Origin of the sequence: Rummeliibacillus pycnus, assembly GCF_044359855.1 — a bacterium.
Classification (GTDB): Bacteria; Bacillota; Bacilli; order Bacillales_A; family Planococcaceae; genus Rummeliibacillus; species Rummeliibacillus pycnus_A.
This window is the reverse complement of the sequence record NZ_CP132291.1, coordinates 1,659,224-1,676,016: the sequence shown is the minus strand read 5'-3', so window position 1 is coordinate 1,676,016 and position 16,793 is coordinate 1,659,224. Positions and strand designations below refer to the sequence as shown.

Annotated in this window: 17 protein-coding genes; 11 read left to right on the top strand and 6 right to left on the bottom strand. The window is 35.8% G+C overall.

Translation table 11 applies throughout. From position 1 onward, the window contains the following. Nucleotides 1-15: 15 nt before the first annotated feature. A complete protein-coding gene (locus Q8X41_RS08285; RefSeq protein WP_397539754.1) occupies nucleotides 16-345 on the top strand; it encodes a YuiB family protein in 330 nt (109 codons plus the stop codon). Nucleotides 346-382: 37 nt separating this feature from the next. Here the strand turns inward: Q8X41_RS08285 and Q8X41_RS08280 are convergent, their stop codons facing one another. Continuing rightward, on the bottom strand, nucleotides 383-862 hold the full coding sequence (locus tag Q8X41_RS08280) for a divergent PAP2 family protein (RefSeq protein ID WP_397540228.1): 480 nt from the start codon (nucleotides 860-862) through the stop codon (nucleotides 383-385). A 146-nt stretch (nucleotides 863-1,008) separates the two neighbouring features. Between Q8X41_RS08280 and Q8X41_RS08275 the strand changes: the two genes are divergently transcribed. The 3 genes from Q8X41_RS08275 to Q8X41_RS08265 all read left to right on the top strand — a co-directional run bounded on the left by Q8X41_RS08275 (nucleotide 1,009) and on the right by Q8X41_RS08265 (nucleotide 3,898). Next, nucleotides 1,009-2,514 (top strand): leucyl aminopeptidase, encoded by a 1,506-nt coding sequence (locus Q8X41_RS08275; RefSeq protein WP_397539753.1) that lies wholly within the window; start codon nucleotides 1,009-1,011, stop codon nucleotides 2,512-2,514. Between the two features lie 58 nt (nucleotides 2,515-2,572). Then, nucleotides 2,573-2,758, top strand: coding sequence for a hypothetical protein (locus Q8X41_RS08270; protein WP_397539752.1), 186 nt, complete (start codon nucleotides 2,573-2,575; stop codon nucleotides 2,756-2,758). 579 nt (nucleotides 2,759-3,337) lie between these two features. After that, a complete protein-coding gene (locus Q8X41_RS08265; protein WP_397539751.1) occupies nucleotides 3,338-3,898 on the top strand; it encodes a DUF5366 family protein in 561 nt (186 codons plus the stop codon). Nucleotides 3,899-3,983: 85 nt separating this feature from the next. On the opposite strand, the gene Q8X41_RS08260 is transcribed toward Q8X41_RS08265, so the two are convergent. After that, a complete protein-coding gene (locus Q8X41_RS08260) occupies nucleotides 3,984-5,840 on the bottom strand; it encodes a transglycosylase domain-containing protein (protein ID WP_397539750.1) in 1,857 nt (618 codons plus the stop codon). 315 nt (nucleotides 5,841-6,155) lie between these two features. On the opposite strand from Q8X41_RS08260, the gene Q8X41_RS08255 reads away from it, so the two are divergent. Further along, complete coding sequence (locus Q8X41_RS08255) at nucleotides 6,156-6,746, top strand: peptidylprolyl isomerase (RefSeq protein ID WP_397539749.1); 591 nt, start codon at nucleotides 6,156-6,158, stop codon at nucleotides 6,744-6,746. An 18-nt stretch (nucleotides 6,747-6,764) separates the two neighbouring features. After that, nucleotides 6,765-6,974: a hypothetical protein gene (locus Q8X41_RS08250; protein ID WP_397539748.1), complete on the top strand. Its 210-nt coding sequence runs from the start codon at nucleotides 6,765-6,767 to the stop codon at nucleotides 6,972-6,974. A 46-nt stretch (nucleotides 6,975-7,020) separates the two neighbouring features. On the opposite strand, the gene Q8X41_RS08245 is transcribed toward Q8X41_RS08250, so the two are convergent. Continuing rightward, entirely contained in the window at nucleotides 7,021-8,202 is a 1,182-nt protein-coding gene (locus Q8X41_RS08245) for a MalY/PatB family protein (RefSeq protein WP_397539747.1), read from the bottom strand. Between the two features lie 76 nt (nucleotides 8,203-8,278). Here Q8X41_RS08245 and Q8X41_RS08240 point away from each other — a divergent pair, with 76 nt between their 5' ends. Beyond that, a complete protein-coding gene (locus tag Q8X41_RS08240; RefSeq protein WP_397539745.1) occupies nucleotides 8,279-8,539 on the top strand; it encodes a DUF1871 family protein in 261 nt (86 codons plus the stop codon). Nucleotides 8,540-8,647: 108 nt separating this feature from the next. Here the strand turns inward: Q8X41_RS08240 and Q8X41_RS08235 are convergent, their stop codons facing one another. Both Q8X41_RS08235 and Q8X41_RS08230 read right to left on the bottom strand, forming a co-directional pair. Continuing rightward, nucleotides 8,648-8,860: a helix-turn-helix domain-containing protein gene (locus Q8X41_RS08235; RefSeq protein WP_397540227.1), complete on the bottom strand. Its 213-nt coding sequence runs from the start codon at nucleotides 8,858-8,860 to the stop codon at nucleotides 8,648-8,650. Nucleotides 8,861-8,965: 105 nt separating this feature from the next. Further along, the gene (locus Q8X41_RS08230) at nucleotides 8,966-10,306 is read right to left on the bottom strand and encodes a sodium-dependent transporter (RefSeq protein ID WP_397539744.1); all 1,341 of its coding nucleotides are present in this window, start codon (nucleotides 10,304-10,306) and stop codon (nucleotides 8,966-8,968) included. A gap of 286 nt (nucleotides 10,307-10,592) precedes the next feature. On the opposite strand from Q8X41_RS08230, the gene yugI reads away from it, so the two are divergent. Beyond that, nucleotides 10,593-10,970 (top strand): S1 domain-containing post-transcriptional regulator GSP13, encoded by a 378-nt coding sequence (yugI, locus tag Q8X41_RS08225; protein ID WP_397539743.1) that lies wholly within the window; start codon nucleotides 10,593-10,595, stop codon nucleotides 10,968-10,970. Nucleotides 10,971-11,119: 149 nt separating this feature from the next. On the opposite strand, the gene Q8X41_RS08220 is transcribed toward yugI, so the two are convergent. Next, nucleotides 11,120-12,427, bottom strand: coding sequence for a sigma 54-interacting transcriptional regulator (locus Q8X41_RS08220; RefSeq protein ID WP_397539742.1), 1,308 nt, complete (start codon nucleotides 12,425-12,427; stop codon nucleotides 11,120-11,122). 138 nt (nucleotides 12,428-12,565) lie between these two features. Between Q8X41_RS08220 and pruA the strand changes: the two genes are divergently transcribed. The 3 genes from pruA to Q8X41_RS08205 all read left to right on the top strand — a co-directional run bounded on the left by pruA (nucleotide 12,566) and on the right by Q8X41_RS08205 (nucleotide 16,773). Further along, nucleotides 12,566-14,110 carry an L-glutamate gamma-semialdehyde dehydrogenase gene (pruA, locus tag Q8X41_RS08215; protein ID WP_397539741.1) on the top strand — a complete coding sequence of 515 codons (1,545 nt, stop codon included), beginning with the start codon at nucleotides 12,566-12,568 and terminating at the stop codon, nucleotides 14,108-14,110. Nucleotides 14,111-14,231: 121 nt separating this feature from the next. Further along, on the top strand, nucleotides 14,232-15,431 hold the full coding sequence (locus Q8X41_RS08210) for an ornithine--oxo-acid transaminase (protein WP_397539740.1): 1,200 nt from the start codon (nucleotides 14,232-14,234) through the stop codon (nucleotides 15,429-15,431). A 97-nt stretch (nucleotides 15,432-15,528) separates the two neighbouring features. Next, nucleotides 15,529-16,773: a Glu/Leu/Phe/Val dehydrogenase gene (locus Q8X41_RS08205; RefSeq protein ID WP_397539739.1), complete on the top strand. Its 1,245-nt coding sequence runs from the start codon at nucleotides 15,529-15,531 to the stop codon at nucleotides 16,771-16,773. The last annotated feature ends 20 nt before the right edge of the window (nucleotides 16,774-16,793 follow it).

The following is a 16,793-nucleotide window of genomic DNA, read 5'->3' as shown; positions in this document are numbered from 1 at the left end:
GGAGGTTTCAAACATATGACAGGTGGATTTTCTATTATCCAATTAATCCTATCCATGCTAATTTTCTTAGTTATGTTCTTTGGTATTGGATTCTTATTGAATATGTTACTTCGTTCTACATGGTTCATGGCTATTCTTTATCCTATCGTCGTGATTTTCATTGTAGATGATGTTAGTTTCCTAGATTATTTCTTTAAGGCAGGAACAGCATTTCCAGCTTTAGGTCATAAACTAGTATCATTACAAGTTGCGGATATTCTTATTCTTGCTAGTGGATTAGTAGGAGCTATTGTCTCAGGAATTGTAATGAAGATTTTGCGTAAAATGGGTTATCAAATGTTTTAAAATAAAAGCAGCGAGCATAAATAGCTCGCTGCTTTTTTTAGAATAGGGTACAGATTAGTATTGAAAGAATAATACCTGTTAAGCAACCAAAAAATACTTCGATAGGGCGATGACCAAGGAGTGTTTTTAGTTCTTCAATTTTCTCCTCGTTATTTTTTTCAGGTAAGGTCTTCGCTTTAACGATAAATGTTTGAAAATCTTTACGCATTTGATTAATCACTATGGCTTGTTGTCCTGCTTGATAACGAATACCTGTTGCATCGAACATCACTACTACTGAAAATATGGCTGAGATCGCAAAAAGTGGTGAGGATAGTCCAGATTCAAAGGCAATTGCCGTTGTTAAAGCTGAAACCGCTGCTGAATGAGAGCTTGGCATTCCACCAGTTGAAGTAAAAAGTCCCCAATCAATTTCTTTTGTTGCGATAAAATGAATCGGTATTTTCACAAGTTGTGCTACCAAAATACCGAGTAACGCAGCAATCAAAGGGAGGTTGTGTAGAAGTTCTATTATGATCAGCACCTTTCAGCCTTTACTTGTTAAAGTAAATATAACATAAGAAACAATTCAGGTTCATCCATTAAGCTAAACTAGTTTTTGAACATTTCGTATATTGGATCAATTTGTTATAATTAAATAATAAATTGAAATGAGGTATAGATATGCTTATCAATAAAGAGCTCCAAAATTTCAAATCTGCAACAACAGATGTTTTAGTTGTTGGAGTTTCAAAAAATCAAAATAATGTTGCTAATTGGGAACAGTTTATAGAATTCTTTGGTGGCTCAATCGAGCAATGGATCAAGGAAGGGGACATCCAAACCAATGCAAAAGCGATAACAAAAATCCCTGTTTTTTCAGCGGAAGCAAAAGTAAAAAGAGTTGTATTTGTTGGCTTAGGGAATCGTAAAGATCTAACACCGGATACTTTACGTGAAGCTTTTGGTTTAGTAGGGAAAACACTTCGTAAGCATAAAACATCCTCAATTACGTTATGGATGGATTCATTTGAAACAGATGAAATCCCTGCATCAGATGCAGTCATTTTTGCTGCTGAAGGTATGAGTATGGGTGCTTATACTGTCGAAAATTACAAAACAACATCAAATGAAGCGGATGTTCGACTGGAACAAGTAAGCTTTATCTCTAATACTGATATAGCTGAACTTGTAGCAGGTTATGAAGTAGGCGAAATCTATGCAACTGCGGTTAATGAAGCGCGTACGCTAATCAATAAGCCGGGTAATATATTAACAGCATCCAATCTTGCTGATTATGCAGTAGAACTTGCTAAGGATTATGATCTCGAAGTTGAAATTCTTGATAAAGCACAGCTTGAAGAGCTTGGAATGGGCGCTATTCTTGCAGTCAATAAAGGTTCAAAAGAAGAACCGCGTATGATTACTATAAAATATCAAGCAACCGACAAATGGGAAGATGTAGTTGGGTTTGTGGGTAAGGGTGTAACATTTGATACAGGTGGTTATTCCATCAAATCTAAAACAGGTATAGTTGGTATGAAAGGAGATATGGGGGGAGCAGCAGCTGTTCTTGGTGCAATGCGCATCATTGGTGAATTGCGACCGAACAAAAATGTTATTGGCGTAATCGGCTCAACAGACAATATGATTTCTGGTGATGCTTTTAAACCGGATGATGTCATTACAACATTTAGTGGTAAAACAGTTGAAATTCTAAATACTGATGCTGAAGGTCGTTTAGTGCTTGCGGATGCCGTTTCCTATGCAAAACAACAGGGCGCCAATTATCTAATAGATATAGCAACATTAACTGGTGGCGTAATAACAGCTCTTGGCTATGATAAAACGGGTGCTTTAACGAATAATAAAGCATTCTTTGAATCCTTCCTTGAAGCATCTTGTGAAACAGGAGAATTTGTTTGGCAATTACCTTTAACAGAAAATGATAAGAAACGTATTCGAAAAAGTGATATAGCTGATCTTAACAACTCTCCAGGTAGTGATGGACATATGATTTTTGGAGGAGGATTTATTGGAGAATTTGTCGGAGATACACCGTGGATTCATTTGGATATTGCAGGGACATCAGATGCAAGGAGTTCATATGATTTAGGCCCAAAAGGTGGTACTGGTGTAATGGTGCGAACACTTGCAACATTCATCGAGCGTATAGCTGAGCAAGCTTAGGCTGGTTCCTAGTCTTTCTCTTATGCTTTACATATGATAGAGCGAGAGGAGGATGAAAATGCGACCTTATTTTAGACCATTTCCATTTGGTGGAGGATTGTGGACAATAGGAGGACCATTCTTTGGCGGCTTTTTAGGAGGACTAGTCGGATCATCAATTCGTCCAAATTATCCACCTTATCCACCATTTTGTTGTCCACCATACTATCCACCATATTATCCACCATATAAACCTTACTGGTAATGAAAAAAGCTTTTGCCTACATAAAGTTAGTAGGTAAAAGTTTTTTTGTTTTCTCATATAGTTTGAATCAATTTCATAATTCAAAGATTAGATATAAAACGCGAACATTAAATGAGCCATTATTATTTGCCATATCTATTAGAACATTATCTATTTAGCGGAAGATGGCGAGTCCTCGAAAATGCATTCGCATTTCCTTCGTGCGATGTTGATTCAGAGAGGTCCATTCATAGTCCTGCGGGAAAGCGAGATAGGTGAGACCCCGCAGTGAAGCACGGTACGGGCTTCCGAGGAGGCTCAACGATCGCTTAGCACGAAAGCGCCATCTGGAGCGGCATACTAAGTAAATACTAGAGGTGAAACATTATCCGAATTATTAATTTGTTAATTTAGAAAATATTCTTATTTTTCAACTAGAAAAGCATTTATGAAATTGACTCAGTTTATATCAATTTCATCATCCGATGTTACAAACAGTTTACTTATTAAGTAGTATATTACTTGATTCCCCTTGATAGAGTAAGGCGTTTTTAGCTATTATTATATAGGGATAAATAATAAAAAAAGAGGAATTTAGGTATGAAGAATCCATATGTCTACGGATATTTGCCATTAATCACGATTATTTTATTTAGTTTAACATTCGGTTTATTTACGGTGACAGAATCCATTGTACTATTCAAATCTGTTGGTGTTTATACGGGAATGCGTGAGTTTTTATCTGAAATACAAATGCGAATATTTCTATTAGTTGTATTTGCATTATGCTATTTCATGATATTCTCAGCATTAAAACTAATCGGAGAAACGATTCATGAACTTGCGATGCTCTTTTTCTCAAAAGATTTAGATGGAAAAACAGTTCATGAAGCACGTGGAGGGAATGTTATCTTTTTCTTCGGTTCTTTAGCTTCAGCTATTGGAATTCAATCATTCTGGATTTTATTAGCTATTTTTATAGCTACAACTTTTATTTATTTTGTATATGTTATATATAAATTAAGTAATTATATGACATTTAGCGCTACGGTTGGTGTTATGCTTTTTGAAATTGTAATATGGTTTGTCTTTTTTACATTAATTATTTACGTCGTATTTAAACTTTATAACGGCATTGTCTCTAGCTTACCATTTTCTTAATAGAGCAGAGTAAAGCAAAGTTAGCGTCCGTAGTTGTTTAGAAAAAGAGCTATTCGAAGTGAAGATCATTTCGAATAGCTCTTTTTTAGTTACTCATAATGCTTGAGAAAATACGATGATGAATTTTCTCATTTTCAAGGCCTTCCATATTTTGAGGTCGATCATAGCCAATCCATACAGCAGATGTATATCGGTTAGTTAATCCTGCAAGCCAGAAATCTCGATAATCATTGGTTGTTCCTGTTTTAGCACCTACATAAGGAGCATTCACATGAATCCCTACACCAGTACCATGTTGAACAACATCTGACATTAAGAATCGTATATCAGACACAGTACTTGGCGACCAAACTTGTTTTGGTTTGTTATCCCATTTGTAAAGTACATTGCCATTACTATCCTTTACACTTCGTATTGTATGTGCAGGTTGATATTCGCCATCGATAAAACTTGTATAAGCGTCTGCTAATTCTGCTGTCGTTACTCCATGAGTTAATCCACCAATTGCTGCAGAATAGATGTGATCTTGTTTCGTCAACGAATCAAATTGGAAGGGTTTTAAGTAAGAAAAGGCCTTTTTTACACCAATTTGATGGAACAATCGCATTGCGACTGTATTATAACTATTTCGGAAACCCTGTTGAATTGTTACATTTCCAAGCACTTGCCCCCCATAGTTTTGAGGACAATAATTTCCTATACAGAAAGGAGCACCACTGACATATGTATTTGGAGTGGCATTTGTCTCTTCAAAATAAGGAGCATAATCGATTAACGGTTTAAAGGCTGAACCGGGTTGGCGAGCGCCTTGGAAAGCTCTGTTAAAATCATATTTTTTATATCCTTTACCTGCATAAATACTAATGATTTCACGATTAGTATTGTCAATAACAACAGCAGAAGCTTGTAAATTACCGTAATTTCCTAAAATCTGATTAATATTTTCTGTATCAGCAGATTCCTTGGAAGGTGACAATGCTGTTTCGATTGTTAGGCCTTGATTTAACAGCTTATTAACACGTTTCGAAAGTTTTGTATTAATGGCTTTTCTTTGTTGAGACGTTTTTGCAGCCTGTAACTGTTCTTTATATCCTTCTTTTGTAGCAATAAGTGAACGGAATTCATTCATCACATAAGTGCTATAAGCTGGGGATGATTGCTTTTTCTTTTTCAACGTGATAACTATTTTTTCTTTTTTTATTTTTTCAGCTTCATTTTTTGATAAAACATTTTTTTCTACTAATTTATCTAGTAGACGCTCTTGTCTTTTTTTTGTATTTTTGAAATGTCTTAATGGGTCATATAGCGATGGGTTATTTGGAATTGCTGCTATAAATGCCATTTGTGCTTTAGATAATTTATAGACTGGTTTATTGAAATAGTAAGTTGCAGCACCATTGACACCATAAGCACCATTACTAAAATACATTTCATTTAAATACATGTTCAAAATTTCATCTTTCGTGGTCTTCCGTTCAAGTTCGTAAGCATAAAAAATTTCGAGCATTTTTCGTTCATATGTTTTTTCTTGAGACAAATAACGCATACGAACAAGCTGCTGAGTGATTGTACTACCACCTTGTGAAGCTTCACCGCTAGATCTATTTGCCATAACGGCACGAGCAATCCCAGTCAAATCAAAGCCTATATGGTGATAAAAGTTCGTGTCTTCACTAGTGATAAATAGTTGCTGTACAAATTCAGGGATATCGGCAAGTCCTAGTGGCTGTCTCCACTCTGTGTATTCTTCTGAAAAGACCTTGCTGTTACGATCCTTGAGAATAGTAGGGATGAGCGCATTAGGTGCATCTAATTGAATATTTGATGTAAACTGTTTCTCAAAGGCTTTCGCCGTTTGTATTTCAGTTGAAATTTTCTCAAAAAGAAAAAATAGCAGAGGAAGACTGCAAATAATAATAAAACTGCCCACTGCTTTTCTCAAAAATATCCTCCTCTTTAATTCTATGTATAGAAATGGAATTTTTTCATTACCATTTAACAGAATAGCACATTTCTAATAAGAGATGGACAAAAGAAGTAAGATTTTGATAAGACTATTTATGAAATAAAATGTCTAAAAAATGAAGTTCAAAGTTGTAGACTGAAAAATACTTGTATTTATGTTAGACTAGGACAGGATATAGTAAAAAAGAAAGAATTTGTGCGAAGAGTGTTTAGTATTTATTAAAAGCGATACGATCACTTTTCTGGAATTCTGGATAAACCAAATATTTTTTTATTTAAAGGAGATGTAATTATGTACCCACAATTTACAACTGCAGTAGCAGAAAACGAAGTATTAGTAGAAATGAACACAACTTTAGGTGCCATCAAAATTAAATTATTCCCTGAACAAGCACCAAAAACAGTAGAAAACTTTTTAACTCATGCTAAAAATGGATATTACGAAGGAATTATCTTCCACCGTGTTATCAAAGACTTCATGATTCAAGGTGGCGACCCAACTGGAACAGGTATGGGCGGCGAAAGTATTTATGGTCATTCATTCGAGGATGAATTTGCTCCTGAACTTATGAACCTTCGTGGTGCTCTTTCAATGGCAAATGCTGGTCCTAACACAAACGGTAGCCAATTCTTTATCGTACAAATGTCAGAAGTTCCTGCCAATATGATTGGCCAAATGCAAGATGCTGGCTTCCCAGAAGAAGTAATCAATGCTTATAAAGAAAATGGTGGTACTCCATGGTTAGATGGAAAACACACTGTATTCGGTCATGTAGTGGAAGGTATGAATGTTGTTGATGAAATCGCTAATGTTGAAAAAGGTTTCCAAGACAAACCAGTAGAAGACGTTGTGATTAAATCGATTAAAGTTATCGAAAAATAATAAGGAGACGGATTTATCATGAATCTTTGGATTTTAAACGAGTTCCTATATTTTCCTGAAAATAAATCAGAATATATTCCTGCAGTAATTGAGATGGCAATTATTCTTATTTTATGTATCCTTGTTTTTAATCTATTTAGAAAAAAAGCAAGAAAAGACTTAGAAAAGACTAGAGAATTAGAAGAAAAAATCTTAAAGGAAAAACAGTCTTCTTCAAATCAACACTAAATGAAAAAATCCCGTACTAGCTATTAGAAACTAGTACAGGATTTTTTTATTTTTCAAAAGCTTTTATAAAACGGTCGATGCCATCTAGGACTGTTTCCCTTGGACAACTAACGTTCATACGTAAGAATCCTCTTCCTTGTTCGCCAAATTTCGTTCCTGGTTCTAATGCTAATTTTCCAATTGTAAGTAAGCGTTCCATCACTTCAGTCTCTTCAAGTCCAGTATTGCGGTAATCTATCCATAACAAGTAGGTAGCTTGAGATTTATGAATTTTGATTTCTGGTATTGCAGCAGTTAACTTTTCAATGACTAAGTCCATATTTGTCGAGATGTACGGCAAGAGTTCATCTAGCCATTTCTCACCTTCGGTAGAATAGACAGCCTCTACAGCAGTGGTAGCGAAAATGTTTAATCCCATTTGAGCATGCATATTCGCATTCTTTTTTAATGTGCGTCGCTTTTGATTATCTGGAACAATCATCATAGCGGCTTGAATGCCTGCGATATTAAATGTTTTTGTAGGAGCCATACATGTAATAATGTGATTTTGTAAATCGCCAGCAATTTTTGCGAGTGGTGTGTGCTTATTTCCATCTAACATCAAATCTGCATGAATTTCATCGGATAATATAAGAACATCGTTTTTAACGCAAATACGAATGATTTCTTGTAAATCTTCTTCAGACCATTCAATACCACCAGGATTATGAGGATGGCATAAAATAAATAATTTGACGTCTTCAGCTGAAGATATTTCATCAAATTTTACAAAGTCAAAAGTATAGATTCCCTCTCTTTCAATTAATGGGCACTCTTTCACTGTACGGTTTAATTGTTTTGGCACATAAAAAAATGGTGGATAAACTGGAGGTGTGACAAGTACTGCATCATTTTCTGATGTGAATGTTTCAACGATAGAAGCAATGGCCGGCACGACACCTTGATGGTAAAGAACCCATTTTGGTTCGATATGTAGGTTATGGCGCCTTTCTACCCAAGAAGTAAATGCTTTCGTACAATCTTCACTTTCGAAAGTATAGCCAAATACAGGATGATCAAGGCGCTTTTTGAGCGCATTAATTAGTACATCAGGTACGGAAAAATCCATATCAGCAATCCACATTGGAAGTATATCTGATGCATCTTCTAATTGATAAATGGAGGCAATTTTATCCCATTTAATAGAGTTTGTTTGAGTTCTATTTTCTAGTCTATCTAAACTGTTCAAGCATATCCCTCTTTTCTTTTTTTACAATTATGTTATCATAACCAGTATCATAGAAAAGTAAATTAGGTGAAATTCGATGGAAAATATTGAAATGAATAGAAAAGCCATACACACTTTAGAAGATTGGAATCCATTTGGAATGGATGATTTTACTTATGATACAGAGGCTGCAGATGTAGTTGCGGCACTGCAAAATATTGATGATCCTTCAGAATTAGGAAAAGTAATTCAAGGGGTGTATGAACAATCCTTTGAACAATGGATCCCAATTGAAGAATGTATTAATATATCGTATAAACTTTTAGCGATAAAATTCGAAGCCAAATGCATTTTATAAAAATTTATATTAAATTAGATCTTGCCATTATTATTGAATAGAAGTGAAAAGCCTATCTTTAAAACATTTTACTAGTTTTAAGGATAGGCTTTTCTATTAAGTAATTTGTTATTTCTTTTCTAAACCATCCAATAAGTTGGAGACTGGTACTTCAAGGGCATTCGATAGCTTTAATAATGTTTGTTCAGAAGGTATTTCTTCACCAGATTCGTAGTGTGCTAGTTTTTCAACGCCTACTCGAGTTTTTAATGATAACTCATCTAATGTAAGATTACGTTCTTTACGTAACAAGCCTAATTGTGTATGAAGATTCTGTTTCATCATAAATAAAGCACCCCTCTTAATTTTCGTATTAATGTGAAATCTATTATAACACGTTTTAAAGCAGAAAAATTAAGTATCAGTGATAAAAGTTAGAAAATTTTATTATTTGAAAAAGTTTGCGTACATACCTTGGATAAATACAATAATGATAGCAATTGGCGCGATATAACGTACGAGAATTCGCCAAGTGGTGAATAGCCAAGGTTTTGTTGCTAATTCATTTGAAGCATCAACCTTTGAAATTTTGTAGCTAGCAAAAATAGAAACTAGAATTGCGCCAAGTAACATACCTACATTACTTGTGATAAAATCAGCAAAATCAAAAATGGATTTCCCTAGAATTTGTACTTTGGAGAGTACACCAAAGGATAAAGCACTTGGGATCCCGATGATGAAAATACCTAAACCGCATAACCAAGAGTATTTCTTGCGTTCGTTGTATTTGTTACCCATAGCTGTAGCAACAACAATTTCTAACATTGCAATTGCAGATGTTACAGTTGCAAATAACAATAAGATAAAGAAAATGATCATAAAGAATGAACCAAATGGAATATGTTGAAAAACTGCTGGTAAAACAATGAATACAAGACCGGGACCTTGATCGGGTGTAAAACCTAATGCAAAGACGGCAGGGAAGATAACAAGACCTGCAAGAAGTGAAATCCCGATATTCAACCAAGCAACATTAAATGCAGAACCGACAATTTTTTCTTCTTTTGATAAATAAGATGCATATGTCATCATAGCAGCAACACCAATACTTAATGAGAAGAATGCTTGTCCCATTGCTAATAAGAATGTTTTACCATTCAAATAAGACCAATCTGGTACGAACATGAATTTAATACCTTCCATCGCCCCATCTAAGGTTAGAGAACGAATAGCAAGTACGATAAAGAAGATGAAAAGTATAGGCATCATCCATTTACTTGCTTTTTCAATACCATTCTTTACACCGCCTTGGACAATCCACACAGTAAGAAACATAAATGCTCCTTGTGCAATAACTACTTCCCAAGGACTTTTTGTAAGTGAAGTGAAAAGCTCACCATAATAATCTTGACTATTACTTGTTAGATTAAATGTGATTGCTCGCACAATATAGCTTAAAATCCAACCACCAACAACACTGTAAAAAGATAAAATAATTGATGAAAAGATGAAGCCTGCCCATCCTGTTAAGAACCACGCAGTACCAGGTGCTTGTTTTTTAAATGAGTTTACGGCATCTGTTTGTCCACGTCGTCCAATCATAAATTCAGCTACCAGTATAGGCAGACCTATGATTAACGTACATAGAATAAAAAGTAATATAAATACACTACCGCCGTTAGTACCTGCCATATATGGGAACTTCCAGATAGCACCTAATCCAATAGCGCTACCTGCCGCGGCTAATATAAAGCCTATTTTTGACGCAAATTGATCCCTGTTTGACACTATTTATGTCCTCCTTTTATATAAGGATTGTTCTATTTTACAACAATCTTCGACTTGGTTGTATAGGAATTGTGTAACAAATATGAAAAATCACTCTTATTCACAATTTACCAAGTACTTATCGCAATATTTAATATTTAATTTTCCAAGCTGTATATCAGTTTTTGATGTTGATCAATCACGCCATTCGCATTTAATATAAGGATTTTTTGCTCGAGTTCAAAGGACTATGCTATAATTTACGTGAAAAAATGTATATAGAAGTCACGGAAAGTAGGAAGGACAAATGGCAAAAAAATATGAAGTAGGAGATGTGCTTACAGGGAATGTAACTGGTATCCAGCCATATGGCGCATTTGTTGCATTGGATGAAACAACTCAAGGTCTAGTGCATATTTCGGAAATTACGTACGGGTTTGTAAAAAGCATCACTGATTTCATTAACATTGGTCAAGAAGTTCAAGTGAAGGTACTTGAAGTTGACGCAGATGCAAAAAAAATAAGTTTATCAATCCGTGCACTGCAAGAACGTCCGCCAATGAAACGAAAAGACTTAACACCTCGCAAATCGCTTCAAGATCGTGTTGATGAAAGTGATTCGGTCGGCTTCAACTCACTAAAAGTGAAATTACGTGATTGGATTGAAGAATCGGGTATTAAGTAATAAACAAAAAGCTATTTCGCATAATATTAAGCGAAATAGCTTTTTGTTTTACCACCAATAACGGTCAGTAAGATCCCACTTCAAGTCTCAAGTGAAGAAAAGGGGGATAAAGTAGAGAATGAAGAAAAACCAATGAGTGAAGTTTCACTTTACTTTTTCATTTTACGAATACGATACTGTAAATTTTGACGACTCATTCCAAGTGCTTCTGATGCCTTGGTAATATTATGGTCATACATATCAAGTACTTTATTTAAATAATATTCTTCTGCCTCACGCAAATAATCATCGAGTGGTAAAAGCTCTTTATCATTTTGAACGACAAAATAATCTGGGCTTTTTTCTGAAGAATTAATCTCTTGCGCTTTCCATTTAAAGTGAAGTGGTAACAAATCATAGTTAATCAAATCTTCGTTAGTCACCATAGACATCATATCATCAAGCAATATTTCTAATTCTTTTAAGTTCCCTGGCCAATCATAGTGCATAAATAATTGTTCAACTTCCTTAGACATACCTTTCAGTCTTTTACCGAACAACTTATCATAACGTTTTAAATAATCATTTATAAATGGTTTAATATCTTCCCTCCGATTACGAAGGGGAGGTACGATTATCGAAACTGATGCAAAGAAATAGTATAGCTCCTTCAATAATTCACCTGAGCTGATCAAATCAATTGGATCTCCCCCTATACTTGCGATAAATAAATGCGAATCTTGTCTATGTTCTTCTAGCAATGTAAGACAATCTTGTTGTAACTCAAGTGATAAATATTCAATGCGTTCACAGAAAATAGTGCTACTATCACTAATTTGTAATTGTTTTTTTAAACGTTCAATCATTGAAGTATCTGAACGGTTACAGAAATAGGTGATGAAATTTTCATTTGCTGGTGTTGATGCGTTATGAATGGCTTCTGCTATTAAATCCTTCCCTGTACCGGATTCCCCAATAAGTAAGACAGGGAGTCTTGCAGCTGCAGCCTTTTTGGCAGTTTCAATCACTTCACGCATTGGTTCAGATACTGCTGTAATGGTATTAAATGTAATCTGCTCACCATAACGACGTAGCGGTTGGTAGACAAGCTTTTCTAACGTAGTAATATCTCTAGCGATTTCAATAGCACCTAGAAGCTTATTATTTTCTATTATTGGATAGGTATCGTTAATCGTAGTAATCTCTTGCCCATTCTGATTCCAATATGTTTGTTTAACATTATGGACAGGTTCTGCTGTTTGTAATACTTTCAGCAATGTACTATCTTCTTTTTCGAATTGGAAAAGTTCCAATATCGAGCGATCACGAATATCCGCTAAATGAAGCCCCTCAATTTCTCTCATTTTCTCATTATAAATAACTGTTTTACCGTTTGTATCAACTGCATGTATGCCTACTGAAACATGTTTTGTCGCAAATTCATAAAACGGCAATAATTCCTCTTTATGCATATCCATTTTTATCACCTGAAAAATTTTTAGATTTTTTTTAAAACTTTTACTTGAAAAATGCAATTATATTTTGCATTATTATAAGTGTAAACAACAAATGAATGCAAATATTTTTTGCACTTCGATCACAAGGGAGGATAAGAAATGATTCCGTACACAACAGAACCATTAACAGATTTTTCGAAAGAGGAAAATCGTCAAGCATATCAAGAGGCTTTGAAAAAAGTACAAAGTGAGCTTGGTCAAGATTATCCATTGATTATTGGTGGGGAAAAAATTACAACTGAAGACAAAATTGTATCTTACAATCCTGCAAAAAAAACAGAGGTAGTAGGTACTGTTTCAAAAGCGAACCAGGAGCTTGCAGAAAAAGCAATGAAAATCGCTGATGAAACATTTAAAACTTGGAGTAAAGTGAAACCTGAAGTGCGTGCTGATATTCTATTCAAGGCGGCAGCTATTACAAAACGTCGTCGTCATGAAATGTCAGCTCTTATGACTTTGGAAGCGGGGAAACCATGGATTGAGGCAGATGCAGATACAGCAGAAGCTATTGATTTCTTGGAATATTATGCGCGTCAAATGCTTGAACTTAAAGACGGTAAACCAGTTCAAAGTCGTCCAGGTGAATATAATAAATTTGGATACATTCCATTAGGTGTAGGTGTTGTCATCTCTCCATGGAACTTCCCATTTGCCATCATGGCAGGTACTGCAGTTGCTGCTGTGGTAACAGGGAACACAGTATTATTAAAACCAGCTTCAACAACTCCTATTATTGCTTATAAATTTATGGAGATTCTTGAAGAAGCAGGTCTTCCAGCTGGTGTTGTGAACTACATACCAGGTTCAGGTTCAGAAGTTGGTGATTACTTAGTCGATCATCCTCGTACTCGCTTTGTAAGTTTCACGGGTTCACGTGATGTAGGTCTTCGTATCAATCAACGTGCATCTGTTCAAAACGAAGGACAAATTTGGATTAAACGTGTTATCGCTGAAATGGGCGGTAAAGACACAATTGTTGTAGATAAGGAAGCAGATCTTGAATTAGCAGCTCAATCTATTGTTAAATCAGCATTTGGTTTCAGTGGTCAAAAATGTTCAGCATGTTCACGTGCAGTAATCGTGGAAGATGTTTACGACACAGTAGTGAATCGTGTGGTTGAGCTAACAAATGAATTAACAGTCGGAGATCCTGCCGATTTCAATAACTTCATGGCAACAGTAATCGATGAAGCTGCATTCAAAAAAGTAACAAGCTATTTTGAAGTGGCAAATGAGGAAGGTCGTATCGTAGCTGGTGGAACTGCTGACGATTCAGTAGGTTACTTTGTAAAACCAACAGTAGTTGCGGACGTTGCTCATGATGCTCGTTTAATGCAAGAAGAAATCTTCGGCCCAATCGTTGCGATTTCAAAAGCAAAAGATTTCGATGAAGCAATCGAGGTAGCAAATAATACAGAATACGGTTTAACAGGTGCAGTTATCTCAACAAACCGTGACCATATTGAAAAAGCTCGTGAAGAATTCTTCGTTGGAAATCTTTATATTAACCGTGGCTGTACAGGTGCAATTGTAGGCTACCAACCATTCGGTGGATATAATATGTCAGGTACTTGTTCTAAAGCAGGCGGTCCAGACTTCTTAACATTACACATGCAATCTAAATCAGTTTCAGAAACGCTTTAATAGATTACTATTTCAATAAGCAGGCAAAGAGGGGAATGTTTTTGTCTGCTTACTATTGAAAATTAATTGAGAAGAATAGAAGAGTTGTATAAATGAAGGGTATTTTAAGGGGGAAATTTAAATGGTATTAACAGGTTCTGAAAAAATTATCGCTCAAACAAATGAATATGGTGCAAAAAACTATTTGCCACTTCCAATCGTTATTTCTGAAGCTGAAGGCGTTTGGGTGAAAGACCCAGAAGGAAATAAATATATGGATATGCTATCTGCCTATTCTGCTGTAAACCAAGGTCACCGTCATCCTAAAATTATTCAAGCATTAAAAGATCAAGCGGATCGTGTAACGTTGACTTCGCGTGCATTCCATAGTGATCAACTTGGGCCATGGTATGAATTAGTAAGTGAAATTACAGGAAAAGAAATGGTTCTACCTATGAATACAGGTGCTGAAGCTGTTGAAACAGCCTTTAAAGCAGCTCGTCGTTGGGCATATGATATTAAAGGTGTAGAAGATGGTAAAGCTGAAGTAATTGCTTGTAACGGAAACTTCCATGGCCGTACAATGTTAGCGGTTTCATTGACTTCCGACCCTGAATACCGTCGTGGATTCGGACCATTACTGCCAGGTATCAAACTTGTAGATTATGGTGATTTAGAAGCATTAAAAGCTGCTATAACACCAAATACAGCGGCATTCATCGTTGAACCAATTCAAGGCGAAGCTGGAATCGTTATTCCACCAGCTGGATACTTAAAAGCAGCTCGTGAGCTTTGTCGCGAAAACAATGTCTTATTCATAGCTGATGAAATTCAAGCAGGTCTTGCTCGTACTGGGAAAATGTTTGCTTGTGAATGGGAAGATGTAAATCCTGATATGTATATCTTAGGAAAAGCTCTAGGTGGTGGAGTATTCCCAATTTCATGTGTTGTATCGAGTAGAGATATTCTTGGCGTTTTCAACCCTGGTTCTCATGGTTCAACATTTGGTGGTAATCCGATGGCTTGTGCAGTATCGATTGCATCATTAAATGTATTACGCGATGAAAAACTTGCAGAACGTTCATTGGAACTAGGTCAATATTTCGTAGATGAATTAAATAAAATTGAGAACGAAGCGATTAAAGAAGTACGAGGTCGTGGATTGTTTATCGGAATGGAGCTAAATACAGAAGCTCGTCCATTCTGTGAAAAGTTAATGGAATATGGTTTGTTATGCAAAGAAACACATGATACAGTTATCCGATTTGCTCCTCCATTAGTTATTTCAAAAGAAGAATTGGACTGGGCATTGGATAAAATTCGTGAAGTCTTTAAAAAATAAATATAAATAGTCAACATAGTCGTTGAACTATGTTACAATGTTTGCACTTAGTACTATTTTTAACCACTATTAAGAATAAAAGAGGCGAAAAAATCAAATGGCAGAAAATCTAAACCTGTTTACATCTACTCAAGCTGTTATTAAGGTAGCTCTTCAAAAACTTGGCTATGACGAAGCAATGTATGAACTTTTAAAAGAGCCGCTTCGTATGTTGGAAGTACGTATTCCGGTGAAAATGGATGATGGTTCTGTAAAAGTATTTACAGGTTACCGTGCGCAACATAATGATGCTGTAGGTCCTACTAAAGGTGGCGTTCGCTTCCACCCTCAAGTTTCAGAGGAAGAAGTAAAAGCTTTATCTATGTGGATGACTTTAAAAGCAGGTATCGTTGATCTACCGTATGGTGGCGGTAAAGGCGGTGTCATTTGTGACCCACGTCAAATGTCAATGGGGGAAGTTGAACGTTTAAGTCGTGGATATGTTCGTGCAACTAGTCAAATTGTTGGACCAACAAAAGATATTCCAGCCCCTGATGTTTTCACAAACTCTCAAATTATGGCTTGGATGATGGATGAATACAGTCGTATTGACGAATTCAACTCACCAGGTTTCATCACAGGAAAACCAATCGTTCTTGGTGGTTCGCAAGGTCGTGACCGTGCAACTGCTCAAGGTGTAACAATTATTATTGAAGAAGCTGCTAAACGTCGCAATATTGATATTAAAGGTGCACGTGTTGTTATCCAAGGTTTCGGTAATGCAGGAAGCTTCTTAGCTAAATTTATGAATGATTTAGGTGCAAAAGTAATCGGTATTTCGGACGCTTATGGCGCATTACATGATCCAGATGGGTTGGATATCGATTATCTACTAGATCGCCGTGATAGCTTCGGCACAGTGACAACATTGTTTGAAAATACGATTTCAAACCAAGAGTTACTTGAGCTAGATTGCGATATTCTTGTTCCAGCTGCGATTGAAAATCAAATCACTGCAGAAAACGCACATAATATTCGTGCGAAAATTGTAGTAGAAGCAGCTAATGGTCCAACTACATCAGAAGCTACTAAGATCCTTTATGACCGCGGTATCTTATTGGTACCAGACGTACTAGCGAGTGCTGGTGGCGTTACAGTTTCTTACTTCGAGTGGGTTCAAAATAACCAAGGTTACTATTGGTCAGAAGATGAAGTAAATGAAAAATTGTTGAAGAAAATGGTAGAAGCCTTCGACAATGTCTACAATGTAGCAACAACTCGCAATATTGATATGCGTTTAGCTGCATATATGGTTGGGGTTCGTAAAACTGCTGAAGCATCTCGTTTCAGAGGTTGGGTATAGCAAATAAAAAAACCGGAGAA